The 25283-nt window shown below is 50.7% G+C and carries 22 protein-coding genes and 2 pseudogenes; 16 read left to right on the top strand and 8 right to left on the bottom strand.

The window, feature by feature from the left end:
• Positions 1 to 145: 145 nt before the first annotated feature.
• A complete protein-coding gene (locus tag NDK47_RS23210) occupies positions 146 to 466 on the top strand; it encodes an MGMT family protein (protein WP_251872106.1) in 321 nt (106 codons plus the stop codon).
• A 72-nt stretch (positions 467 to 538) separates the two neighbouring features.
• On the opposite strand, the gene NDK47_RS23205 is transcribed toward NDK47_RS23210, so the two are convergent.
• Positions 539 to 1582, bottom strand: coding sequence for an acyltransferase family protein (locus NDK47_RS23205; protein ID WP_251872105.1), 1044 nt, complete (start codon positions 1580 to 1582; stop codon positions 539 to 541).
• 172 nt (positions 1583 to 1754) lie between these two features.
• Here NDK47_RS23205 and NDK47_RS23200 point away from each other — a divergent pair, with 172 nt between their 5' ends.
• The 6 genes from NDK47_RS23200 to NDK47_RS23175 all read left to right on the top strand — a co-directional run bounded on the left by NDK47_RS23200 (position 1755) and on the right by NDK47_RS23175 (position 9677).
• Positions 1755 to 2486, top strand: coding sequence for an SDR family NAD(P)-dependent oxidoreductase (locus NDK47_RS23200; protein WP_251872104.1), 732 nt, complete (start codon positions 1755 to 1757; stop codon positions 2484 to 2486).
• A gap of 78 nt (positions 2487 to 2564) precedes the next feature.
• Positions 2565 to 3128, top strand: coding sequence for a DNA-3-methyladenine glycosylase I (locus NDK47_RS23195; protein WP_251872103.1), 564 nt, complete (start codon positions 2565 to 2567; stop codon positions 3126 to 3128).
• Between the two features lie 69 nt (positions 3129 to 3197).
• Entirely contained in the window at positions 3198 to 3680 is a 483-nt protein-coding gene (locus tag NDK47_RS23190; protein WP_251872102.1) for a GyrI-like domain-containing protein, read from the top strand.
• A gap of 322 nt (positions 3681 to 4002) precedes the next feature.
• Positions 4003 to 5526 carry an ATP-binding protein gene (locus NDK47_RS23185; RefSeq protein ID WP_251872101.1) on the top strand — a complete coding sequence of 508 codons (1524 nt, stop codon included), beginning with the start codon at positions 4003 to 4005 and terminating at the stop codon, positions 5524 to 5526.
• Between the two features lie 110 nt (positions 5527 to 5636).
• Positions 5637 to 8189, top strand: coding sequence for a WG repeat-containing protein (locus tag NDK47_RS23180; RefSeq protein WP_251872100.1), 2553 nt, complete (start codon positions 5637 to 5639; stop codon positions 8187 to 8189).
• A gap of 126 nt (positions 8190 to 8315) precedes the next feature.
• Positions 8316 to 9677, top strand: coding sequence for an amidase (locus tag NDK47_RS23175; protein ID WP_251872099.1), 1362 nt, complete (start codon positions 8316 to 8318; stop codon positions 9675 to 9677).
• Between the two features lie 330 nt (positions 9678 to 10007).
• Here the strand turns inward: NDK47_RS23175 and NDK47_RS23170 are convergent, their stop codons facing one another.
• On the bottom strand, positions 10008 to 10958 hold the full coding sequence (locus NDK47_RS23170; RefSeq protein WP_251872098.1) for a tyrosine-type recombinase/integrase: 951 nt from the start codon (positions 10956 to 10958) through the stop codon (positions 10008 to 10010).
• Between the two features lie 194 nt (positions 10959 to 11152).
• On the opposite strand from NDK47_RS23170, the gene NDK47_RS23165 reads away from it, so the two are divergent.
• Complete coding sequence (locus NDK47_RS23165; protein ID WP_251872097.1) at positions 11153 to 12847, top strand: methyl-accepting chemotaxis protein; 1695 nt, start codon at positions 11153 to 11155, stop codon at positions 12845 to 12847.
• On the opposite strand, the gene NDK47_RS23160 is transcribed toward NDK47_RS23165, so the two are convergent.
• The 5 genes from NDK47_RS23160 to NDK47_RS23140 all read right to left on the bottom strand — a co-directional run bounded on the left by NDK47_RS23160 (position 12831) and on the right by NDK47_RS23140 (position 19682).
• A complete protein-coding gene (locus tag NDK47_RS23160) occupies positions 12831 to 13160 on the bottom strand; it encodes a protein YxiS (RefSeq protein ID WP_251872096.1) in 330 nt (109 codons plus the stop codon). The genes NDK47_RS23165 and NDK47_RS23160 overlap by 17 nt on opposite strands.
• 110 nt (positions 13161 to 13270) lie before the next feature.
• Positions 13271 to 15724 (bottom strand): ATP-binding protein, encoded by a 2454-nt coding sequence (locus NDK47_RS23155; protein WP_251872095.1) that lies wholly within the window; start codon positions 15722 to 15724, stop codon positions 13271 to 13273.
• Positions 15725 to 15737: 13 nt separating this feature from the next.
• Complete coding sequence (locus NDK47_RS23150; protein WP_251872094.1) at positions 15738 to 16103, bottom strand: response regulator transcription factor; 366 nt, start codon at positions 16101 to 16103, stop codon at positions 15738 to 15740.
• A 43-nt stretch (positions 16104 to 16146) separates the two neighbouring features.
• A complete protein-coding gene (locus NDK47_RS23145) occupies positions 16147 to 17763 on the bottom strand; it encodes a response regulator (RefSeq protein ID WP_251876343.1) in 1617 nt (538 codons plus the stop codon).
• A 290-nt stretch (positions 17764 to 18053) separates the two neighbouring features.
• Positions 18054 to 19682: a formate--tetrahydrofolate ligase gene (locus NDK47_RS23140; protein WP_251872093.1), complete on the bottom strand. Its 1629-nt coding sequence runs from the start codon at positions 19680 to 19682 to the stop codon at positions 18054 to 18056.
• A gap of 206 nt (positions 19683 to 19888) precedes the next feature.
• Between NDK47_RS23140 and NDK47_RS23135 the strand changes: the two genes are divergently transcribed.
• The gene (locus tag NDK47_RS23135) at positions 19889 to 20299 is read left to right on the top strand and encodes a ClpX C4-type zinc finger protein (RefSeq protein ID WP_251872092.1); all 411 of its coding nucleotides are present in this window, start codon (positions 19889 to 19891) and stop codon (positions 20297 to 20299) included.
• 57 nt (positions 20300 to 20356) lie between these two features.
• Here the strand turns inward: NDK47_RS23135 and pdxR are convergent, their stop codons facing one another.
• Positions 20357 to 21796, bottom strand: coding sequence for a MocR-like pyridoxine biosynthesis transcription factor PdxR (gene pdxR / locus NDK47_RS23130; RefSeq protein ID WP_251872091.1), 1440 nt, complete (start codon positions 21794 to 21796; stop codon positions 20357 to 20359).
• 158 nt (positions 21797 to 21954) lie between these two features.
• Between pdxR and NDK47_RS23125 the strand changes: the two genes are divergently transcribed.
• The 7 genes and pseudogenes from NDK47_RS23125 to NDK47_RS23100 all read left to right on the top strand — a co-directional run.
• Positions 21955 to 22143 carry a hypothetical protein gene (locus NDK47_RS23125; RefSeq protein ID WP_251872090.1) on the top strand — a complete coding sequence of 63 codons (189 nt, stop codon included), beginning with the start codon at positions 21955 to 21957 and terminating at the stop codon, positions 22141 to 22143.
• A 215-nt stretch (positions 22144 to 22358) separates the two neighbouring features.
• Positions 22359 to 23951: a methyl-accepting chemotaxis protein gene (locus NDK47_RS23120; RefSeq protein WP_251872089.1), complete on the top strand. Its 1593-nt coding sequence runs from the start codon at positions 22359 to 22361 to the stop codon at positions 23949 to 23951.
• Positions 23948 to 24118, top strand: coding sequence for a hypothetical protein (locus tag NDK47_RS23115; RefSeq protein ID WP_251872088.1), 171 nt, complete (start codon positions 23948 to 23950; stop codon positions 24116 to 24118). Before NDK47_RS23120 ends, NDK47_RS23115 begins: the two co-directional genes overlap by 4 nt.
• 110 nt (positions 24119 to 24228) lie before the next feature.
• On the top strand, positions 24229 to 24522 hold the full coding sequence (locus NDK47_RS23110; protein WP_251872087.1) for a helix-turn-helix domain-containing protein: 294 nt from the start codon (positions 24229 to 24231) through the stop codon (positions 24520 to 24522).
• 210 nt (positions 24523 to 24732) lie between these two features.
• Positions 24733 to 24900, top strand: a pseudogene (locus NDK47_RS27880) (hypothetical protein); the annotation flags it as partial.
• Positions 24901 to 24936: 36 nt separating this feature from the next.
• A complete protein-coding gene (locus tag NDK47_RS23105) occupies positions 24937 to 25080 on the top strand; it encodes an IS3 family transposase (protein WP_251872086.1) in 144 nt (47 codons plus the stop codon).
• A pseudogene (locus tag NDK47_RS23100) lies at positions 25037 to 25231 on the top strand (DUF779 domain-containing protein); the annotation flags it as partial. The gene NDK47_RS23105 and the pseudogene NDK47_RS23100, both read left to right, overlap by 44 nt.
• Positions 25232 to 25283: the final 52 nt, after the last annotated feature.

Here is a 25283-nt window from a genome sequence, read left to right as displayed (position 1 = left end):
AGTGCCTGCTTGCAGCTTATCATGTAAACCAGTATGCTGAAAAGCATCGGTTGCTTTTTTTACCGGGACACGTTCACCGGGAAGCGGTTCGAGCTCAGGATGAATTGCCTCAATTTTATGATAACACGGGAGAAAAAATGGAACCATGAAACCTTTTACGGAAAGAGCTGTACACATCATTCGCCATATTCCGGAGGGCAAGGTGATGACGTACGGGCAGATCGCCGCACTGGCGGGCAGTCCACGAGGGGCCAGGCAAATTGTCAGAATCCTGCATGCGATGAGCAAAAAGCATCGCCTCCCTTGGCACCGGGTCATCAACGCATCTGGGCAAATCAGTCTCCAGGAGGAAGAATTCCGCATGACGCAGATTCTTTTGCTTCGCGGTGAGGGTGTTGTCGTCACAGACTCTGGATCAGTCGATTTGCGTATCTATCAATACCATCCGGATCACCTCGCAGAGTGAGGGGCCTTTTGGAACAAGCCCCATGAAAAAGGCACCCTGTATTACGCGGATGCCTTTTCACACTGTTCATTTTTACGCTTTCGCATGATACCTCTCTTTGAAGACCCTCCAGCGCGTCTTGACCAGGGCTTCGAGGCTTTTGGTGATCCAGACCAGAAGCAAAGCGACAAGTCCCGTACTGGCGTAGACAATCAGCAAATAGATCAGAGAATACCACGTGTTGTTGAACACCCAGGAGACATCGCCAAAATACTGGTTCAGCCAATCCCTGTAGAGAATCAGGAAGGCTGAGTGGATCAGATAGATGAAGTAGGTAAAGCCTTTGCGAAACCTGATCTGAATCTTGTCGACCCACTCCAGAAAGAAGACGACCATGACCAGAAACGTAATCAACGTCGCCAGCACAAAAGACAGATGGACTGCTACATAGATCGTGCTGGACAACACGAAATAGACGGCGCTGATGACTGAGGCACCGGTAAACAGGATCAGGTAGGTCTGCTTTTTTTGCAGATAAGCAAAAATCACATCCCGGTACCAGTAGACCAGATGCCCGACATAAAAGGTAAAGATCCAGGTCGGCAAAAGGTGGCGTGTCGTCAGGCCCAGCCAGCCCTGGTGCAGGTAATTGATATACACATACTGGATTGCCAGAAACACCCAGATGAGCCACAAGATGTTTTTCCTGGTAATGATGTTGCGAAACAGATACGCAAACAGATAGTACTGACAGATCATGAAAATGAAATACAAGTGACCGCCCGTTTTCCCCAGGAAAATATCCTGGTACTCGGTCGCAGTCTGCGGCCATACATCATTGAGCAAATAGTGGTACCACACCCCGCACAACAGGAAAGGAATGTAGATGTAGACTAGCTTTCCCGAGAAAAACTGCCAGAAGGACGGTTTTTTCTGCTCTAATGTCAAGGCAGTCATGTACCCGCTGACGATGGCCAGAAGCACAGTGCCGTATCTGCTGATCTGGTTGAGAGCAGTCACCCAGAAGGGATCGTTAAAGTAAAGAACGGACGCAGTAAAATGACCGGCTACGACCAAAAAGGAAGAAAGCAGTTGGATCAGAAACAAGGCTTTCAGGATCTTCTTGTCGGTTAGCATAAGCAAATGATTCTCCATTCGGTTTAGTTTCGAGCTGAAGGCTAGCCAGCAGGAACGAATCATTCCTATGATAAAGAAGCTTTCTTAGAATGCGATTAGAAAATGTACATGCAGAAGGTAGCACATATAACCAATCCAGACAGCTTACGTGAACAGAGAAAGGGTGAACGCTGTGTTAAAAGAAAAAGTGATTATCGTGACTGGAGCAGCATCCGGCATTGGCGCAGAAATCGCACGACAATGTATCGCGGAAAATGCACAGGTCATCGCTTGTGATCGAGACGTGGCCAAACTCGAGCATTTACGAAATTTCACCAGCCCAGAGTCGATTGACGCTTATCCTCTGGACGTGACGAATTATGAAGAAGTTGCAAGGTTTTTCCACACGGTAAAAGAGAAGTACCCCGGCGTGAATGGTCTGGTCAACAATGCCGGCATCTATTTGGGGAAAAGTCTGCTTGATTATCATGTGGACGAGATCGACCAGGTGATCCATGTCAACGTAAGGGGCTTTCTCTACTTTTCCAAGTTTTTCGGTGAACTGCTGGTGAGACAGGAAAGAGCAGGCGTGATCGTCAATCTCTCCTCAGTTTCCGGTATCGAAGGCAGCTCTGACGCTGTCTACGGGATGTCCAAAGCAGCGGTGCTCGGCCTGACGAAAAGCTGTGCGATGAGCTTCTCGCCCTATATTCGGGTGAATGCGATTGCACCGACACTCGTGGAGACAGCGATGATGGACCAGGTCCCGGACTGGCGAAAAAAGGAGTACCGGGAGCACGAACTGATCAAATCCCCTGTACTGCCGGTTGATGTGGCAAACACGGCGGTATTTTTGCTTTCGGAGAAAGCGAGGAACTACACCGGAGCTACATTTGATCTGAACAACGGATGTTATTTGAGGTAAGAGGAAGCTCGCAGAGTGGCCTAAGAAATGGTAGGATGAGAATGTATGTTCGTTGATGATGGGACAGGAGGAAAACATATGAATCGATGTGGCTGGGTGACGCAGGACCCGCTCTACCTGGCGTACCATGACACGGAGTGGGGCGTTCCTGTGTATGAGGATCGCCTGCTTTTTGAATACCTCAATCTGGAGGGAGCGCAGGCGGGACTGAGCTGGTATACCATCCTGAAAAAAAGGGAGAATTACCGGCAGGCCTTCGACAACTTCGAGCCGGAAAAAATCATTCACTATGACGAGCAAAAAATTCAGGAGCTGCTGCAAAACGAAGGCATTGTGAGAAACAAGCTGAAGGTGCATGCTGTCGTCACCAATGCAAAGGCCTATTTTCGGGTCGTGGAGGAGTTTGGTTCCTTTTCTGCGTACATCTGGTCTTTTGTAGGGGGCAAGCCGATTCAGAACCATTTCGGGGACCTAAGTGAGGTGCCTGCATCGACGGAGATCAGCGACATGATGAGTAAAGACCTGAAGCGACGCGGCTTCAAATTCGTGGGAACGACCATCTGCTACGCGTTTATGCAGGCTGTCGGCATGGTGAACGACCATCTTGTCACCTGCATTTGTTACCCGGGCAAAGAAAGCTGACAACCTGCTGTCAACATTCTCTCCGTACAATGGATCGTAGTAACGAGTAGGTAAAGAGGAGCGATCAGCATGGAACCGAAAATTATTTTCCTGGATGCAATGAATCTGGAGGGAATCGCCGCGCGGACAACCAATGCCCGGGAGGTAAGCGGGGAGGGGGAAATTCCCGGACTGTGGGAACAGTTCTTTCGGGCGAATGTGACCAGCCGGATCGGGCAAATCAAACATCCGCAACGGCTCTATGCCTTGTACGCCAACTATGAGAATGGAGCCGAAGGGACGTATACCGTATTGCTCGGACATGAGACAAAGCCGGGAGAACAAACGGGAGAAGGGCTGGAGGCGATCTCGATCCCAGCCGCGAAATACGCTGTGTTTACAACCGAGAAAGGTCCCGTCGACGTCGTTGTGACCGAAGCGTGGAAGCGAATCTGGGCATGGTCGTCGGCCGCAAATGTGCGGCGTACCTTTACCGGTGATTTCGAGCTTTACAACGCCCATGATTTTGATCCGGGGCAGGCAGTGGTTGAGATTTACATCGCTATCGAATAGGATGGCCCTGTCGGTATACAGAGCAATTTTGCAGAACATAAAAAAACGCGGGAGCATGAACTGCGCCCATTTGTTGGACATATCTAACATTTGGAGGTGCGGTTCCATCTACCGCGTTTTTTTATGGGTAAACCACAAACCACGTTTAAAAAGGTCCGTGTGTAAACGATAAATTCCACGCTGACAAAAGGGATTTACCAGAGGTTGGGAGAATGAATGAAAAGAACTATCAATGTATACATACCATCGTAGAGAAGGAAGGTATCATTTCTCTTACAAGACGGGGAAAGGAGCAAGAATGAACGTCAAGGAAAGTCATTGGATGAGAGATGATGTGCATCTGAGTCAGCTTGCCTCTGTTGGCCAGATCGCCGCAGGGATTGCGCATGAGGTCAAAAACCCGCTCACGGCGGTAAAGGGATTTTTGCAGTTGCTCAAAGAGAGCCATGATGAGATGTACGTAGAAATCGCCCAGGCGGAACTCCAAAATGCACTGGGGACCCTGGAAAATCTACTACATGTCGCAAAGCCCGATCTGGAAAATGAACCCAAACAATTGATCAGTCTTTCAGTGGAATTGCAATCTCTCATCCATTTGTTTCAGGATCAAATTTATCGCGTCCAGATCCAGAAGCATTTATCTGATACCGAAGCTTGTGTATACGGCAAGAAAAATCAACTGAAAAAAGCACTGTTTAACCTGTTGAAAAACGCCTTTGAAGCCATACCGGAAAAGGGAACGATCACGATTCAACACCAAGTTGAAAATGAGATGGTGGTCGTTTCCATAGAGGATACAGGGACAGGCATTCCACCAGAAAAAATTTCGATGTTGGGTACTCCATTCTTCACGACCAAGGTAGAAGGAACGGGGATGGGATTGGCTCAGGTCTTCTCCGTTATTTACCAGCATGGCGGACAGATTCAGGTTTTTAGCAAAGAGGGGGAGGGAACCAAATTTGTTTTGAGCATACCCTTGGAAACGACGAAGCTGACGCATGGAGTGATACGAATGGACTTGCAAGTTAGAGAAGGAGAAGAACTTCGCGATTTTTTTATAAATAATCGAGATGCATTTGAAGAAAGCTTGCTGAGAGAGGCCTCCAATGTAAAAGGGAAAATCGAAGAAATCAAGCAGATCGGAAACATCAATTTGTTGTCCAATGCGCATAAATTGGTGTTATACATTGTCGATGGCCGCGAGCATGAAGTGGTCTCCTTTGCCCAAGAGGAAGGCGTCAACTGGGCAAAAAATTCCTTGACGCTGGCATTCAAGCTGGAGTGGATTCAGGCGATTCGCCGCGTGCTCTGGGACTTCCTTTACAACTATGATCGATTGAACGGCGCGGCGCTGATCCTGGAGCATTTCTACAGCAGAGAAAAGCAGATTAACGAGCTGGTGGATCATTTTCTGAATTATTTTTTTATAAGTTATTCGCAGTACAAAGATCAACTGCTGAATAAACAGAGAGAACTGGTTGATCATTTATCCGTACCGCTCATCCCATTAACGGCTTCGATGAGCATTCTTCCCTTGGTAGGCGCGATTGACAATGATCGCGTGGCGATGATCGGGGAAAAGGTCATTGGACAGATCGGAGAGAGTCGGATTGAAGTACTAATTCTGGATCTCTCAGGGGTGAGCAATATGGAGGGCGAGGTTATCCATCGCTTTCTCGACATTTTGGACGGCATTTCTATGATGGGTTGCCAGGCTGTGATTACGGGACTTCGTCCAGAGATTGTGAAGGTGATGATTCAACAGCGCATCTCTTTTGACAACAAAGCCATTACCAAAGGGACGCTGCAGCAGGCTCTGGTAGAATATCTGTATACAAAAGCATAGAATCTGATAAGGTGCCCGCTTTACGATGCGATCCAAACGCGCAGTAAAGTGGGCACCACCTATTTTTACCCACATATGATATCTCAAAACAGGTATGGGAGCGTACAGAGATGATGTGGGATAAAAATGTGGAAGAGATGGTCCACGCGCTATTGCCAATTGGCGCCAAAATTCTTGGAACAGCCCCCACCCGATTTGTGCAGATGTGTGATCTGGATGGGGATGGAGAGGAAGAGCTGGCCGGTGCCTATCGCTGGGTAGGGGAGACGTTTGTGACAGTGTGGAAGCGTGGAGAGGAGGGCTGGTATACCGTGCAGACGATTTCCAGCAGGCGAGCCCAGATCACGCATTTTCACACGGCTCCCGTCACCAGCAAAAAAAGATCTCAGCTGATCATCGGGTGGCAGCCGGTGGAAGAGAAAAAACCGGTCGAGACGGACGCAAAAACAGAAGCAACAGAGTCCCCGTTTCCGTCTCAGCACAAGTCTCAGTCTGAGCAAAATACAGCCCCTTCCCGATTGGCTGTTTACGAATGGACATCACACGGATTTACGGACAGAGTCAGAAGGCCGCTCACCTTTCATTTGATGGAAGTGGGCGATCTGGAAGCGATCGCCGGAGCGGACGGGATGAGTGAAATTGTCCTTTGGCAGCAGACGGATGGGGATGCGCTTCACGCCAATGTTTATAGATGGAACGGCGAGTATTTTATCGAGGCCAATGATCAATACCCTGTGTACTTTCAGAAGATGGCGGACTACTACCAGACACAGACAAAAGAATATCCAGACGATCCGCTGAACTGGTACCGCCTTGCTTGTGCCCAGCAAAAAGCAAACCAGCCTGCGCAGGCCGTAGCCTCTATGGAGGCAGCTGTGAAGCTAAGGCCTTCAGCGTGGAAAAGCTGGGAGCCGTTTGTCCGCTTGATCCGCACCGAGCTGGAGAGAAGAGCGACCACGCCGCTGTTTCCCGCCTCGGTCAAGTCCGCCGAGGGAGTAAAGTGGGGGTACATCGACAGTGCCGGACGCTTCATTATTACGCCAAGCTACGGGTATGCAGAGAGCTTCCAGGATAACGGGCTGGCAATCGTGCAAGTAAAAAACCGTAGCGGACTGATCAATACGCTGGGTTTGTTTGTCGTGTCTCCGATCTACCAGACCATCACTCCTTTTTCGGAAGGGCGGGCTGTCGTATTGGATGACCGCGGCTTTCAGGTGATCGACGAGCAAGGAAATATTCTTACAGCAGCCCCTTACTCGTTTATCGGATCGTTCAAGGAAGGGCGGGCTGTGTTCAACCAGAGAGGGGAACAAGGCAAGTATCTGTACGGTTATCTGGACCGCAGCGGCAAGGAAGCTATACCGGGGCAGTACTTGGCAGCCAATGATTTTCAGGATGGAAAAGCGGTCGTGGAGGTCAAAGAAGGAGAGCATGCGCTGATTGACCGCAGCGGCAAGGTTTTGCAAAGCTATCCATACGCGTATGTGGGCCCGATGGGAGATGGGCTGCTCGCTTTTTCGGAGTCGCTGGACGGTCCCAAAGGGTATCTGGATGAAACAGGAAAAGTCGTCATTTCACCGCAATTTTCGGTAGCATTGCCGTTTGAAGAGGGGAAAGCGGTGGTCAACGCTTCCAAGGATTTTTCCGAGAATCTGTACGGTCTGATCGACAAGTCGGGCAGCTATCTGATCCCGCCCAAATACAACGATATCCAGCTTTTAGGGGAGGGCCGGGCAGCCGTGGGCAAGGCGCTGAATCCCGGCAAGCCGTATTTTGGTTCCATTTATGCGATTGCCGACACCAATGGGCCGCTGCTGACCGATTTTCTCTACACGGAGGTAGCCGAATACAAAGAAGGAGTGGCCTCCGTGACGGACGGAACCCGCACCTTCTTTATTGACCGAAATGGACAGATCGTCAAAAATCTGCCCGTGGTGGCCGGTAGAGGGACACTGACACTGAAGGGGGGCGTCGTCAGGGCGGATATTGATCAAAGAGTCGCCTATTATGACCGCAGCGGAAATATCATCTGGAAGCAAAATACGATCATCCCGCTGAAAGAACCGTATCGCGTGATCGAGCATAAATACGCGCCCAACAAAGATTATCTGGTCTATTATCCGGAGATCAAGGGAATGGCCAACCGAGCTGCACAGGAAGCCGTTAACCAAAGGCTCAAGGAGCTGTCGCAAATCAAGCCGATCGAGCGAAATGTGCAGCTGGACGCCAGCTATTTCGGCGATTTTTCCGTTTCCTTTTTCAAAAACCGGCTGGTTCAGCTAGAGCTGACGGGCTACAATTACCCATTCGGGGCTGCCCACGGAATGCCTACGAAATACTATGTGCCGATCGATCTGGTCAGCGGGACGATTTACAGTCTGAAGGCTCTGTTTAAGCCCGGCAGTGATTACGTCAGCGTACTGAGCGAGATTGTCGCCAAGCAGATTAAAAATGATCCTCAGTACTCGTATGTGTTCGAGGGCAGCTACAAAGGTATCAGCGCTGACCAGCCCTTCTATGTGAAGGAGGACGCTCTTTATCTCTACTTCGCGCCTTATGAGATTGCCCCTTATGCAGCCGGCTTCCCTACCTTTCGCATCCCGTTCCCTCAAATCTCCAGCATCATCGACGAGAACGGAGAGTTTTGGAAAGCATTCCATTAACCCCATGAATAGCGTAGACCATCTATTCTGAAAAGGATATGATAGGTTCAAAGGGACCGCGGCGATGGCCTCGGATATCCGGTAGGCTCTCAGAGGGCAAAGAAGCAAGCAGTGGAGGGGTACAGAATGGATGTATGCGCGCTGTCAGAAGCAATCCGCGAGAAAAAGCTGTCGCCTGTCGAATTGGTCGATCAGACGCTCAGCGCTATAGAGAAACAAAATGAGATCGTGAACGCCTATATTACCGTGTGTGCGGAATCGGCTCGTCAGGAGGCAGCGAAAGCGGAAGCGGCCATTATGCGGGGGGAATGGAAAGGAATCTGGCACGGGATTCCTGTGGCCATCAAGGACATGATCTTTACCCGAGGCGTTCGGACGACGATGGGTTCCAAAATCTATGAAAACCACATTCCCGCATACAGCGCGACGGTGGTAGAGAAGTGGCAGGAAGCGGGCGCCATCCTGATCGGGAAAACCAATACGCATGAATTTGCCTACGGTCCGACAGGTGACAAATCGTATTTTGGACCGTCTCGCAATCCATACGACCCGAGAAAAATTACGGGCGGTTCCAGCGGCGGTTCCGGGGCGGCAGTAGCGGCAGAGATGGCTCTGGCCGCACTTGGCACGGACACCGGGGGATCGGTTCGGATTCCGGCTGCAGCCTGCGGCATCGTCGGCATGAAGCCCACCTTTGGACTCGTCAGCAAATACGGTGCCTTTGATCTCGCCTATACCCTCGACCACGTCGGTCCGATGACCAAAAGCGTCAGGGATAATGCCAGCCTGTTGAATCTGCTTGCGGGCAGCGATCCGAATGATCCCTATTCCACATCCCGTCCGGCGGAAGACTTTACCCGTCTGCTCGGGGAAAGTCTTCGGGGAAAGGTCATTGGCATCCCGGGCTGGTATTACCAGCATGTTGAGGAAGAAATCCGGCAGGCACTTCAGCAGGTGTGCCAGGTCTATCGCGATCTCGGAGCAGAAGTGCGCGAAGTAGAGCTTCCAGGGATCGATGAATTGCTGAACGGACAGCGGATTACGATTCAATCCGAGGCTGCCGCGATTCATGAACATACCTTGAAGCATCACGTCGATGAGTTGGATGGGGAAGTGCGGGAGCGTCTCGCAGATAGTGTGGAAATCCGAGGCTATCAGTACGTCCAGGTGCAGCAGCGCCGAAGCATGCTGACCGCGCAGTTCAACGAAGTGTTTGCAGGGGTAGACGTTCTGTTGACGCCGACACTGCCGATCTTGCCGACCGATATCGGTCAACGGGAGATCATGATCGGCGATCACCCGGACGGCGTACGGCCAGCCCTTCTGCGGCTCACATCGCCGACCAACTTTACTGGCAACCCCAGCTTATCTGTGCCATGCGGTTTCTCACAGACAGGCTTGCCAATCGGCTTTCAATTGATTGGAGCGCATGGACAGGAAGCCAAGCTTTATCAATATGGCCATGCCTACGAAAGCGAGACCTGCTAAAGCAGCAAGCGGAACTGATCGGGCAGGCACCTGACCGATAGGGTGATTTTTCCTGATCAGGAAGTTGGAAGCAAGCAGGAAAGCTGTGTTTTCACAGCTTTCTTTCCCTGTATGCAATAAGTGTTACACGCTTGTCCCTCATCAAAGGAGAGTGATGAAAAAAAGAAACCCCCTTTAAAAAGGGGTTTCTTTTTTTACGTAAAGGGAAAAATTGTATGAGTAGTGGCATGACGTACAATGTTTGTTGTACGACAAAATTCAGCAAAATTCACTCCAATTATAGATAATTGTTCCAGTTGAATCAACTACATAAGTTCTTTTTTACTGCGTCTAAAGTCTTAAAGCATCTTGTAGACAATTTTCGACATAATCAGGAGCTGCCTTTTGTAACTGCTCAACCGTATGCAGGTATCGTTGAGTGGTTGTAATGTGGGCATGTCCCAGATTTTCCTGTACTTGCTGAAGCGATGCCCCATGGAGCAGGGCGAGTGTAGCGTTGGTATGGCGAAGCCAGTGGGGAGTAACCTTTTTCCCGATCTGGCAGTTCTCTCTGGCTGTACGGATAATGCGCTCAACCTGCCGTACGGACAGGGGAAAAACATGATCCAGAGGATCCTTCGGTTCATAAAGTGCCGCGTATTCCTTGTACAGGCGCCATAGTTTTTGCGGAACCTTTACATCCCGTTGTTTATTCCCTTTTCCCCGTTCTACCGAGAGCCAAATGGAGCTCTCCGCCGGATCTGTATGAAAGTCCGTCCATCTCATCGCGGTCAGCTCGGAGACACGCAGCCCGAGGAGCACCAAAGACAGACCCACTAAATAATCACGCCCTCCCTGATGCTTTAGCTGGTTCAACAAAAGGACCGTTTCCCGCTGCGTCAAATAGTGATGCTTGCTCGTGATCGCAACCTTGGGGGCACGGATCGAAGTGGTGGGATCATGAGAGAACAACTTTACATTCGGGTCGCTTCCCCATTTAAAAAAGGAGCGCAAAGGAGCGAGCAAGCTTGCCACTGTAGCAGGAGCATAAGGCATGTTTCTTTTGCTGTAAGTTCCCTTCGACAAGTGGTATTGATATAATTCAATGTCCTTCCAGGTAACCTCCCGAAGCGGTTTATACGAGATAAATTCTCGAAAATGGGCGATCGCCCTTTGATAGTTTCGAAATGTATAGACTGAATTTGTCCGTAACGCCAAAAACAGCGAGACGGTTTGCTCGTCTGTTATCGTTCCTTGCTTGATTTCCACCCATTCATTCGTCAGCAGAAGTTCTTTTGCCACTGGTGATATTCTCCTTTCTGTGTCGTACAACAAACATTGTACGTCATCAGAAAGAATGTTGGACGGCGGGAAAAGGTTTGATCGAAATAAATTCCCCTATTCTAACCGTTCCGAGTGCGAAGAGAGATACATCTGCAATAAAAAACAGGCAAAACAGTCATGACTGTTTTCCACAGAAAAAAGGAGTGTGAAACATGAGGGTAACGATAGGCAAGAAATTGATTGCAGCCTTTTTGAGCATCGCTTTTCTGTTGGCGTTGACGTCGGGAGTGGCCTACTACTATTTCAAGCAGGTAGACGATTCGTATTCGGACCTGGTCGACAGAAGAGCTATCATTTTGCAAAAGGCGCAAAGCATACAAGCAATGTCAGTAAAGCAGTCCAACAGTTTGCGCGGTTATCTGCTGACAGCGGATGATCAGTTCGTCACCAGTTTGAAAAACAATGAACAGCAGTTGCTGCAGCTAACCGAAGAAATAAAGCCCCTGATTCGCCGTGATGAAGACATGAAGGCGTTGGAGTCCTTTTTGGCAATCTACGAAAATTTCAAACAAGAGTCGAACAAACTCGTCCAGATGGTGGGCCGAAAAGAAGACCAGGCGCGCATTATGGATGAATTCATGGAGCGCGTTTTGCCTTTGGGAAGACAGCTGGAACCGGCGATTGACGAAGTGGTGGTCAAACAGCAGCAACTGATGGAGGATGGCAGCAAGGAGAATACGGAAGCCGTCGACGTGGCTGTTGCCAATTTGGTCTGGTTCAGCATTGGGGCTTTGGTATTGTCCATTTTGATCGGCTATTTGGTCTCCCGGATGATTTCCAAGCCGATTGTACAAGTAGCCCATTTGGCCAAACAAGTAGCGATGGGCGATTTGAGACAGGAGGACCTGCGCGTCAAAAACAGGGATGAAATCGGGGATATGGCTCACGCATTCAACCAGATGGCAGCCAATTTACGCCATCTGATACAACAAATCAGTATCGGTGCAGAAAGCGTAGCCGCTTCTTCCGAACAGCTGTCCGCAAGCGCAGAGCAAACCAGCCGGGCGTCGGAAACGATCAGTCTCGGTATTCAGGAAGTCGTCGTGGTAGCGGAGAAACAAGCCAGAGGGGCGGAGGAAAGCGTCGAAGCGATGAGTGACATGGAGCAGGGCATTCAGCATATCGCCGAGCAGACAGAGCAGACCTCAAGCTTGTCGGTTTCCGCTGCAAAGAAATCAGAAGAGGGAAATGAGACGATCCGGCAGGCGGTCCTGCAAATGGACGCGCTGGACCAAACGATTTCGCATCTGTCAAAAGCTATAGAGGAGATGGGTGATCACTCCCAGCAAGTCGGGAAAATTGTGGAGGTCATTTCCGGTATCGCGACACAGACGAATCTGCTGGCACTGAACGCAGCGATTGAAGCGGCAAGAGCGGGCGAACACGGACGCGGCTTTGCCATTGTCGCCGATGAGGTTCGCAAACTGGCGGAGGAATCGGCACGCTCATCCGATCAAATTTTTGAATTGATCGCCAGCATCCAGAAGAATTCGGAACAAACCATGGAGCGGATGGAGCAAGGAATCGCAGAAGTGGGAGAGAGCATCAAGACGGTGAATATGGCCGGGAAGCAATTTCATGAAATCAAGGAATCTGTCGAGAAAGTCTCGGAGCGGATTCATGCGATTTCGGCTTCCGCCAAGCAAGTGTTTGCCAGCAGTCAACTGGTCACCGAAGCTGCTCAGATGATTCTGGATGGCTCCAGAACAGTAGCGGCCAGCTCACAAAATGTGTCGGCCGCTTCTGAAGAGCAGCTCGGTGGTGTAGAGGAAGTAACCTCCTCGGCTGAATCCTTGGCCAAAATGGCAGAGGAGCTGCGCTCTCTGGTGTCTACGTTTCGCGTGTAGCAGAGCCGGAAGACGACCGCTTTTCGATCTCTTCCTGTACCACAAAGGCCAGATCGTCGTTGCCAAAAAGGGAGAGGACTCCCAGCAGGGTATGGTCGGGGATTTCCTCGGCTTCCTCCTTGGGCACAGACAGCTCGACCATTTGCTGCAAAAGCGCGTTTTCTGTTTGAGCAGGGTACGCCCGGCGATACAGCTCATGGGCATCCAGCCCGTGGTTGACGCACCATTGGGCGAAGACGAGAATCATCATACCCTCGTCTCGTTGATAGCTTTCCACAATCTTTTCTTCCGTTTTTTTGCGGTCTTGATTCATGATTACACACTCCTTGAGTCAGACATTTAGAGCGAAGGTGCACCGGAGCAGAGTCTCTATGCACCTTCGTTTTTTACGAGGTTTGATCGGGAATTAAAATCTGTCTTTTGTCACCGCTGTTGCTGATCCGCCTGCAGGATGGCTTTGGACAATTGATCGGGATGATACGGCAGTGTAACCGAAAAGGTACTGCCGGCACCCAATTCAGAGGTGACAGCGATTTCCCCGTTGTGCATTTTCAATATCTCCTGCACAATTGCCAGCCCCAGCCCGGTGCCTCCAATCTCCCGGCGATCAGAGTTGTCGACCCGGTAGAATTTACTGAAAAGATGGGGGATGGACTCGGACGGTATTCCGAGTCCATCGTCTTGAACCTCGATAATCAGGTGTTGCCCGTCAGAACGGCAGGTGACCGTGATCGTGCCGCCGTCCGGTGAGTATTTGATCGCATTGTTGATCAGGTTGGTCAGCACCTGCCGCAGCTTCTCCCGATCTCCCGTAACCGTGAGCCGATCTGTCAGCAGATCAAGCTGGAGGCGATGTCTGGGGGCGTGCTCCTGCTGAAGCGCAAATACCTCGCGGATCAGGTCATCCATCACAACTTTCTTGGGATCATAGAGTTGCCGCCCGGATTCCATCCGCTGCAAATCGAGAAAGTCGTTGATCAGGGATGTCAGCCGATTGGCTTCCTGGTAGATGGCAGAAAGATAGCGATGCTGTCTCTCCGGTTTCAGCTCCTTGTAAAGCAGAAGCTCGGCAAATCCCAAGACGCTGGCCAGCGGTGTGCGCAGCTCGTGGCTGACCGTACTGACAAATTCCGATTTCATCCGATCGATTTCATATTCTTTGGTGATGTCCCGGTACACCAGCAACGTACCCAGCATTTCCTGCTTGCTGTAGAGAGGCTCGGCATACAGCTGGATGTAACGCTTCCGGGTGCCCTCCCATTCAAAAACATGACCCGCCAGCCGTTTTTCCTCGTCTCCCTGGAGAACTGCCTCCAGATAATCGATAAGCTGTTCACCGTGCTTCAGCTTTTCGCGCAACCAGGTAAAGAATGCAGGGAAACCGGGCCAGGTTACTGCTTCGCGAGAGCCGATTTCAAACAAATCACGGAAGGTGCGGTTGACCTGCACGGTTTCCCCGTCCAGATTGAGCAGTTGCACCCCTTCCTGGATCGTATCCAGCATGTCCTGGGTAATCTGCCGCTGCTTCTCTGTCTCCTCATACATCGCCAGCTTGTCCAGTGCCAGGGAGATTTGTTGGGCGAGTGAGGCAGCCAGCTGTTTTTCCTGCTGGGTAATGGTCTGGTCCAAACGTGTCAGCACGATACAGGCAACCAGCTCTTTTTCTGCATTCCATAAGGGAAGATACAGGTCGTGCACCGACCATCCGTCCTCGTGATAACCGCGTTCAGCCGCGTTCGCTTCCCGATGGACCACATACAGCTGCCCGGTCTCTTTGACACGTGACAAGGGACCCTGCTCCAGCGAGCCGAGCAGCTGGGAGACACCCTGCTCCGAGACCCCGAAGCTGGCGTGGCTTCTCTCCTGATTGAGCAGCACGATGACGCCTTTCTCCGCGTCCAGAATCTTCGTGAGATGAACGATGATGCTGCGCAGCAGCTCGGGCTTGTCCAGCGTGTTGGAAAGCGACTGGATAAACAGATTCCGCTTTTCCAGATAGCGCTCGTTTTCCTCCATTTTTAAAACGGCTTCCTGCAGTTCCTCCTGCTGCATCATCAGCTCGTCCTGTTGAGCTTGCAGCTCCTCGTTTTGTGCGGTCAGTTCCTCTTCCTTGGCCTGGATTTGCCTGACCATGAAATCAAAGGAATCGGTCAATTTGCCAATCTCATCTTCTTGTTTCCGTTTGGGCAAAAGGACGGGCTCTCCTTTGGCGAAGCGGTCCGCTTCCGCGGCAAGATGCTCCAGCGGCCGTCCGATGTCGCGTGTCGCTTTGGTTATCACCCAGATGGAGATAATCAGGATCATGAAAATAAAGCCCAGGAACAACAGACCTTGCCGGGATAAATCCTCGAACAGCTGGGTGCTTTCCTGCAGCAGCAGCTCATCTGTCTCCTTCTGATACTGCGCGGCGTATTTTAAAAGATCGTTGACAGACTGGTTGATCCCGCTGGATGAGAGCTTGCGCAAAGACTCATAATCTCCCGAGCCGGCGTACTGGGACATGCGCGGAAAGACATTGGTGAAAAAGTCAGTCATAAAATTTTGGATGGACTGCACCATTTCCTTTTCCTGCGGGTCCAACGGCAGTTTGGAAAAAGCGTGAAGCGTGCTTTCCAACTGTTCTTTTTCTTTAAAAAGCTCGTTGTATTCAAATTGATTCAGAAACGCATAATATCCCCGCGCACGGAAGAATATCTGGTTGGCATGTGTGGAAATCTGGGAGACCAGCTCTTGTTTTTGCTGGTACTGATTCAAAGTAGACTGGTAGTGCTTGAAGGTGTTGTAGCTGTTCCAGAGCAAAAAGACGGCACCCGCAAAGATCAGGGTGACAAACAGCAGCATCATCACAATAAAGCGTCTGGAAATGCTATTTTTCAAATAGGCCCGGCTCCTACCCATTCAGCATATCCTCCACTTTGCGCGCCAGTTCCATGGGGCTAAATGGCTTGGGCATAAAGTCATCGGCTCCGGCAGCCCGCAGCTTTTCCTGTTCGGCATGCTGGCTTTTGGCAGAGAGGATCAGGATGTTCAGGTGTTTTTTGGACGGCATGGCCCTGACAGCGGTCAGCACGTCCAGTCCGGTCTTTTTCGGCATCATGTAGTCGAGTATGACAAGGTCGTAGTCGCTTTTCTCAATCTTTTGCAAAGCTTCCTCTCCGTCACATGCGATGTCCAGCACATGTCCCTCGTCTTCCAGTGTGTCGCTGATCAGCATGCGCAGCACTGCCTCGTCTTCTGCTAATAAAAGATGTGCCATGATTTCTCCTCCAAGCTTCATCCGAGAGGCTTCTCTCGTCCGTTTACTTCATTTTTTTAACCAGCCTCCGGATTCTTGCCTCCAGCTCCTTCAAACTGAACGGCTTGGTCATATAATCATCGGCGCCGAGCTGAAGGGCGCGGACGATATCCTGTTCTTCTTTGCGGCCTGTCAGCATGATGACCATGTAATGATCCGCGTTGGGCAATTCCTGGATTTTTTGAAGGACCTCCAGTCCATCCATGCCTGGCATGACACCATCGAGAATCACCAGATACGGCTCGCTGCCTCGATGCCAGTCGTCGGCAAAAAAGGATTCACCGTCCTGAAATACACGGATATCTGCCTGAATCCAGCCGTCGAAGCACTTCGTAACGGACTCGGTCAGCATCGTTCTGATCATCGAGTCGTCATCGATGATCGCCGCGCGCAGTTTTACTTTTGTTGCAACCTGCTGCAATTGCAAGGCGGCCTCAATACGGCGGCGTCCCCGTTTTTTCGCTTCGTATAATGCGGTGTCTGCCAGCTCCAGCCAGTGGGACAGGCTTTGGCTTCTGTCTTGCATCTGGACGACCCCGGCCGAAAAGCTGAGTGAAAAACTGCCCAGCGGCGAAGAGAACGAGAGGGAGCAATACGCCTCCAAAGCCTCCTCCAATTCCTGCTTGGCTTCCTGCCAGGTGCGACGGGGCAATAACAGGATAAATTCCTCGCCTCCATAACGGAAAAGCACTTCGTTTTGCTGGAAGCGCGACTGGAGAAAGGAAGCAAACCCTCGCAAGACTTCATCACCGATCAGATGGCCGTATGTGTCATTGACGCGTTTGAAATAATCAATATCCAAAAAAGCGAGGGAAAACGGTGAGTCGTTTCGGCCGCACTCATGAAGCACCCGCTCGAAGGTATCGGCAAGCGAGTTGCGATTGAGTGCGCCCGTCAGCTCATCGACGAACAAAATACGATTCATCCAGCGCTTCCGATGCAGTTGTCGTTCCAGACGGACCGCCATCTCATCGATGTCCAGCGGCTTGCACATGAAATCATCGGCTCCGAGACGATAGGCTCGCAGCCGTGTGTCTTTGGAGCAGTCATTACTGATGATCGTCGTGGGGACGTATTGTTTTTTTATTTTTTCGCTCAGGGTTTGCATAATTTGAAAACCACCGGTTTCGGGGATATTCAAATCGAGTATCAGACAATCTGGCTGCATGTCATGGAAGTAGTCCAGAGCCTTATGAGGATAAACTGTCGCAATCACGGACCATCCCAGCTCTTCCAGCTGTTCTTTCAGATACATCAGAAGAGTGACGTCATCATCCAGAATCAGCAGCAAAGGCTGGTTTTCATAGCGATCATTCGACTCGGGATTCGTGCTGACGTCGTGCAGCTCCGCACTGTCCCGGTAGTTGTGACTGACGGTAAGCAAATCTAGTAAAAATTCTCGTAAATCCTCAAGCGGCCACTCTTTGAAAGGGATGTGCTCTAATTTCTCCAAAAGCTGCTCGGAGAGGGTGGAGAGGTCATCTAATCCAATCGTTCCGGATGTACCTTTGAGTGAGTGAAGAAAGCGGTAGACTTCTTCGCGAGGAATGGGATGGGGTTGGTCAAACCAAGTTTCCAATTGTTTATGGATGCTGGCCATCAAAGCATCTCTGTATTTCATCACATCTGATGAACTCCTGTCTGCTTAAAATAAATAGGCATGAATACTGCTTAATAGGTCGAAGTTTACCATATCAGGCAGGTTTTCGCTATGGAACGATTGATAGTTTTCTACTTTCGTGCGGCGTTAAATACAGCGGGAATCTCTAACGGAGGATGATTCACTACCTCATAAATATCAGTTTGGTCAGAACGATAACCATGGATTACAAAATGACCCACAGAATGGACACTTTTTTCAAAATATCCATCCCGGGGATCATAAATTTTTGAAGCATCTGTCCGTGTTTTCTACGCCAATCCTTCTACCTGGCCCTGCTCTGTCAAAAACACGGATTCCGCTGCCGGTTTTTTGGGCAAACCAGGCATCGTGACCAGACTGCCTGTCAGCACGACGAGGAAGCCCGCACCCGCTGAAATCCGAATTTCACTTACACTGATCGTAAAATCAGAGGGCGCGCCGAGCTGATCCGGCTGGTCAGAAAAAGAGTAGGGGGTCTTTGCCATACAGACTGGGAAATGCGAAAGGCCCATCTCTTCTACTTTTCGCAGGGTTTGCAGGGCTGCTTTTGAAAAATGGACTCCGGAACCGCGGTACAGCTTTTTCACGATGGTTTCAATTTTTTCCTGGATCGGCAGCTGATTCTCGTATAAGAAGGAGAAGGAAGATTCGGTTTCCGCGGCTTTGATTACCTTGGCTGCGAGATCGAGTCCGCCTTCGCTTCCCTCAGCCCAAACACGAGAGAGGGCGACATCCGCGCCAAGTCCCTCGCACATGCTGATAACGGCGTGTTGCTCAGCCTCTGTATCTGTGACGAAGCTGTTGAGGGCCACTACGACAGGTACACCAAAGGAACGCAGATTTTCGATATGACGTCTGACGTTGGCAAAGCCAGCACGCAGAGCGTCCAGATTTTCTTCGTGGAGCTGGGCGACAGGGATGCCGCCATTGTATTTCAGTGCCCGGACCGTGACGACCAACACGGCCGCAGAGGGAGTCAGGCCAGCTTTTCGGCATTTGATATCAAAGAATTTCTCCGCTCCCAAATCGGCGCCAAAGCCTGCTTCTGTGACGACATAATCGGCCAGCTTCAGAGACAGACGGGTTCCGATTACACTGCTGCAGCCATGCGCGATATTGGCAAACGGTCCGCCGTGCACGATAACAGGCGTGCCTTCGGTCGTCTGTACCAGATTGGGTTTGAGCGCATCCTTCAAGAGCACACACATTGCGTCGACTGCATGGATGTCGGCAGGCGTAATCGGCTTGTCATCCAGATCGTAACCGATGATGATCCGGCTCAAGCGCTGCTTCAGGTCACCTGCATCTTCACTTAGACAGAGGATCGCCATGATCTCGGAAGCGGTCGTGATCAGGAAGCCGTCCTCTCTTGCCTGTCCGTTGCCCTCTCCAAGGCCGATCACGATGTTGCGCAAAGCCCGGTCATTCATATCCATCGCCCGTTTCCAGACGATCTTTTTGGGGTTCAGCCTGAGCGCATTGCCGTGATGGATGTGGTTGTCGATCATGGCTGCCAGCAGGTTATGGGCTGCCGTAATGGCATGAATGTCACCGGTAAAATGCAGGTTGATCTCATCGGCGGGCAGAATTTGCGCCTGTCCACTGCCGGTCGCACCGCCCTTCATGCCGAAGCTGGGACCGAGCGAAGGCTCGCGAAGTGCCGCGATTGTCGTTTTTCCCGTTTTGTTCAGTGCTTGGGACAGGCCGATGGTGGTCAGTGTTTTGCCAGCCCCGGCGGGGTTGGGATTCATCGCGGTCACCAAAATTAATTTGCCGTCCGGACGATTTTTTACCTTTTCCCAAAGATCGGGGGCGAGCTTTGCCTTGTATTTTCCGTAAAGCTCCAAATCCTCTTCTGAAATATCCACGAGCTTAGCAATGTCGGCGATTGGTTTCATCAAATCGATGCCTCCATAGATGCTTTTTTTTTTCGATCACATACTATTTCAACAAAGCCGTCCGATGTCCTTGAAACATTTGGGACAGACGGGGGAATTTGCAGGAGCGCAGAGAAATTTGTAGATAATGTTTTTCGTATATATATAGAAGAGAAATGTATTTGCGTCACCAACGGACTTATCAAAAGATAGGAGGTGATTTTTTTATGGATCAGGATTTTCGGAAACACAAAGGGAGCGACATCCGAATCAAAGAGGCGATTCAGGAGCTGGAGACATTGATCCAACGGTGTGAAACAAATGTATCCAACAGTGATTCACTTGCCAAACTGCGCTATTACGAGGGAATGGCCGTTGCCTATACGACGGTTTCCATGAAGCTGAAGGGGGAGATCGATGCGATCGATCCTGCCGTCGTCGATTATCTGTACGAGGCGGCTGATAAGACAGGTGCAAGCAGACTGCCGCAAACAATACACAGCGAGACTTGTTCCTTTTGCGGCAGGAGCAAGAATACGGCGGGCGAGCTGGCTCTGGGACCGGGAGTCTCTATCTGCCTGGACTGCTTGCAGTTTGCCAAGGCGGTGGTGGAGTCACACACAAAAAAGGGTGAATAGCGCTTCGCTGATCCTTATCCAAATCGTTCATCCCCCTGATCCAGTTTTTTCAGCTTGCTACTCTCCTGCAATTGCCTCGTACGCCTCGGCGAACCGCCTGATCCCCTCGCCGATAAAGGCCCGATCTGCCCGGCCGAACGTAAACCGGACGGCATGCTTGTCAGTGCCCAGGACATTCCCCGGAACGAAGACGACACCCCGACGAATTGCTTCGGCCAACAGCCGATTGACATCCAGTTCCTGACGGAGTCGGCACCAAAGATGAATGCCGCCCTCGGGGATGATCAGCTCCACCTGGTCACCGAGCTGATCACACAAGGCTTCAACAAACAGATCGCGTTTCAGCTGCAGGGCTGCCCGCAGCTTGTCCATATGCCCTTTGCAATCCGTCGATTGTAAAAACTCGTGTGCTACCCACTGGGGAAAGATACTGTGGCCGAAATCTACCTGCTGCTTGGCATCCGCCATCCGTTCAATCACCGTTTGCGGACCGATGACCCAGCCGATACGGAGGCCGGAGGCGACAATTTTGGTCAGGGAGCTGATATACAATACCGTTCCGTTGCGATCCATGGATTTCAGGGTAGGGATGCGTTCCCCGGAAAAAGCAGTCATAGAATACGGATCGTCTTCGATTACCGGGATGCCCAGCTCGCTTGACAGCTCCAGTACGCGCTGTTTCCGTTCGAGGGAGAGCGTAATCCCGGTCGGATTCTGAAAGTGCGGATTGAGAAAAACCATTTTCAGCCGATGCTTGCGGTGCAGTGCGACCAGATCTTCCGGGTTAATCCCTTCCCGGTCCAACGGAAGGTGAAAGATCTTTAAGCCCGCTGAACGAAACAACGGCAAAGAGAAGCAGTAGGACGGGTCTTCGATGGCAATCGCGTCCCCAGGTTTGAGCAGACACTGGACTGCCAGATACAAAGCCTGCTGGGAACCGGATGTGATCAAAATCGAGGACGGCGTGGCGTCGATCCCCCGTTCTTTTCGGATGTGTTCGGCAATCAGCTCGCGCAGGTCCGGACTCCCTTGGGGATGATCGTAGCCAAGCTGCCAGTGAAAGGGATGCTCTGCCAATATCCGCTGAAACGACTCCGCCGGAAACAGGTCCGGGGAAAGCTCGCCACTGGCGAAATCAATCAGATCATGCTCCAGCGTCTCTTTGCGGATATGGCGCATCAGCGGTGCATTGGGCAGAAATGCGCCATTTTCCACCAGCTTTGGCCAGTTGGGCAGTCGATGCCGGGTCAGCCCCCAGATATCCGTGCTGACCCGAGAACCGCTTCCTTGTGTACGCTCGACCAAACCCAAGGCTCGCAGCTCCTCATAAGCAGATACCACAGTGCTTCGATTGACGTTCCATTCTTTGGCCAAGGCCCGCTCTGAAGGCAGCTTGCTGCCGGGCGGGAACTCTCCTGTCGAAATCCTTCTCTCCAATTCCTCGGCGATGATCCGGTAGATGGAACGTTTTTTCGGTTCAAGCTTTTTTGGGGACATCGTTTTCCCTCCGTTGGATTACTTTTCCTCTTCTCTTTCTAGGATAGTAAAGTGGATGGGTAAAATAAACCCGAATTGGATGGTGTTTTTGTGTCAAAGTACATGGATAATGAGAGTATGATATCGTAAAAGGAATTTGCGAAAGAAGTGAGGCAGAAATGGCGACATCGATCATTCTGGTGTTTGTTCTGATGGCTGTGGGATTAGTTGCAACGCTAATGGTCGGCTTTGGGAAGAAGGATAAACCATACGGCTCCATGGCTCTGCGGCATTGGAAACGGATGGGGATTTACTACAGTCTGTGTGCAGTGCTTTTGATTGGCATTTTTGTATATTTCTTTACCTGAGTTGGAAACCTGTACTGTTGACTGTGGATCTATGGACAATCACATATGATGTAGGGTAAGCTCGGCAAGGATTATGGCCGGGCTTTTTTTCGTGAATCGAGGGATTGATGTGGTGTATCGAAAAAATATCTCGGTGTAGATTATTTGTTTATGTCTCCAAAGAAGGGGGTATAGAACCGTGTAGAAAATACGGTTTGGAATGGGAGCGAGATAAATTGGAACAAAACAGGAAAAAGCGGTCGATGTCCTTGCGCAGCAGGCTCGTACTTGTCTGCATTTTGTTGTTGGGTATTCCGAGTTTATTGACGGGTTACATTGGGTACGATCGATCCAAAGCAGAACTGGATCAAGTCGGAAAAGAGCGTTTGATAGGTAACGTTCGTATGGTAATAGGAATGATCTCCCTGCTGCAAAAAGAAGTAGAGGCAGGGCACCTGAAGCTGGAAGAGGCCCAGGAAAAGCTGCGTCTGGAGATCTTGGGACCCAAAGGAAGCGACAACAAAAGACCCATTCAGGACAAATATTCCGTCGGGGAAACAGGCTATGCCTGGGCGATGGACCAAAGCGGCAACAGTGTGATGAATCCGATGAACGAAGGTCAAAACCTGAGGGAGGCTGTGTCCGTAGACGGCGTGGAAATCGGCAAGGAATTCATCGAAAAGGGGACCAGCGGCGGCGGATTTGTGACTTACAAATGGGAAATGGCAGGCACGTCAGAGCTGGAAACCAAAATATCGTACGTCGAGCAAGAACCGTACTGGGGCTGGATTGTCGGTGCGGGAGTTTATCTTCCCGAGTTTAATAAAGGGGCAAACACTGTCTTTTATTTCGTATTGGCTATTACGGGAGGCTCACTGCTGGTGGGGGCTGTGATCATCTGGAGGGTGGCCAGCCGGATTACCCGGCCGATCGTAGAGATTGCATCCCATGCGCGGCGCGTATCGTCGGGGGATTTGACGGTCGAGGCGGTGAAGATTGACCGTGTAGATGAAGTTGGGCAGCTTGCTCACGACTTTAATCAGATGACGAGACAACTGCAGGAATTAATACGGGAAGTCCGCATGAATACGCTGTCTGTCGTCTCTACGGCAGAGCAGTTGTCAGCCTCCGCCGAGCAGAGCACGAAGGCAGGCGAGCAGGTAGCCGTCGCGATTCAGGAAGTGGCAGCCGGTTCGCAAAAACAAGCAGAGCAGCTTGACGGTGCTACGGAGGTCGTCACTGAAATGGCGGAGGAAGTGAATCGCATCACCGATGCAGCGCATGCCGTTACGCAAACATCTCAGCAGGCGGCAGTCAGGTCGCAGGATGGAAACCGGGCGATTCAGACCGTGATTGACCAAATGAACTCGATCAATCACACGGTCGAAGATTTGTCCGTGAACATCGAAGGATTGGGGCAACGTTCTACACAGATCGGAGAAATCGTCGAGGTGATTACCGGTATTGCCCAGCAGACCAACCTGCTCTCTTTGAATGCCGCGATTGAAGCAGCGCGTGCCGGAGAGCATGGACGCGGCTTTGCGGTAGTTGCTGATGAAGTGCGGAAGCTGGCGGAACAGTCCTCCGGTTCCGCACAGCAAATCGCAGAATTGATCACAGCGATCCAAACGGAGACAGCGAAGGCTGTGACCTCGATGGAGTCGGCAATTCGCGAGGTGCGGGAAGGAATCCAACTGGTGCATGGCGCCGGTGAGTCATTCGCCCATATTCAGGGCTCCGTCAGCGAAGTGACGGACCAGATTGACAACGTGAACGTCGCTGCTGAAAAAATGAAGGCAGGGATGGACGGCGTGCTGGGCTGGAGATGATCCGGGAGATTAACCAGATCGCCAATGAGACTGCCTCCGGCTCGCAAAATGTTTCGGCGGCGACGGAAGAACAGCTCGCAGCTATGGAGGAAATCTCTTCATCGGCAGAGGCGCTCTCCCAGATGATGGATGAATTGAATGGATTGGTGCAAAAATTTCAGGTCTGATTCCAGTTTCGGAAATACGATGAGAATAAAAGGTGCCTCCCCATGATATGCTCCCCATACGGTAGACAGGTTAAATAATAAAACCTGTTTGCTGTAAGGGGAGCTTTTTCATGCGTAAAATTGGTGCTTCGGAGAAGCTGGCTATTCTTCAAGAAATTGAAAATGGTCAGCTTGGTGTCATGGCTGTAGCCAAAAAATACGGTCTTACCAAAACAACTTTGGCCAAATGGCGACGTCGTTATGAGGTTTACGGTTACGAGGGGGGAGAGATTCGAACCCACAATAACCGTCATTCCCCTGAACTTAAGCTTCAAGCTGTTCAAGATTATCTATCCGGTCAATACTCCCAGTATGAAATCATCTATAAATATAAAATCGCTAGCACCACCCAACTCAAAAACTAGTTGGACAAGTATAATGGTCACAGCAGCTTAAAATCGTATAACGAGGGAGCAAAAGCTATGACCAAGGGCCGGACTACAACATGGCAGGAGCGAATCGAGATTGTTCACTTCTGTCTAGCACAAAAAAATGACTACCTGAAGACAGCGAGCCATTTTCATGTGTCTTATCAACAAATATAGCAGTGGGTCAAGAAATACCAGGAGGGCGGGCAGGATGCCCTGCAGGACCGTCGCGGTCGAAAGAAGGCAACAGAAGAGCTAACCGAAGCAGATCAGCGAAAGCTGGAAATGAAGAAGTTGGCATATGAAAATGAGCGGCTACGAGCGGAGATTGCTTTCTTAAAAAAGTTACAGGAATTTCAAAGGAGGCGAAGCTAAGCGGACAAAGAGCCATCATCTATCGATGATGATGAGGTGGAACAAGCAATTATCCGTATTTTTGAAGAGAATCAGCGCGTTTATGGAGCAAAAATGATTCAAGCAAAACTTCACGAAGAAGGACTGAAGGTTTCCAGAAAGCGGAGGAAGCCCGTTTTATATCGGAGCAGCGCAGTATGAGTACTGGAAGCATACCCATTTGATCATCGATGTGGTTCCGGGGAGAGGAAGCGGCTTTTCTTTGGAAGCCCCGCATGGTGTAAGGTTTCTTACTCGCTCCCGATGTTTTACAGATGAAGATCGTATGGACAGCTTGGATGAAGGAAGATAAGGAAAGAGCAAGGACAGAGTAAAGCTCTGGGAATCCCGAAAAGAAGGGAATT

The organism is Brevibacillus ruminantium (assembly GCF_023746555.1).
Lineage (GTDB): Bacteria > Bacillota > Bacilli > Brevibacillales > Brevibacillaceae > Brevibacillus > Brevibacillus ruminantium.
The sequence above is the reverse complement of the archived record's forward strand: the minus strand, read 5'-3'. Positions and strand labels throughout refer to the sequence as shown.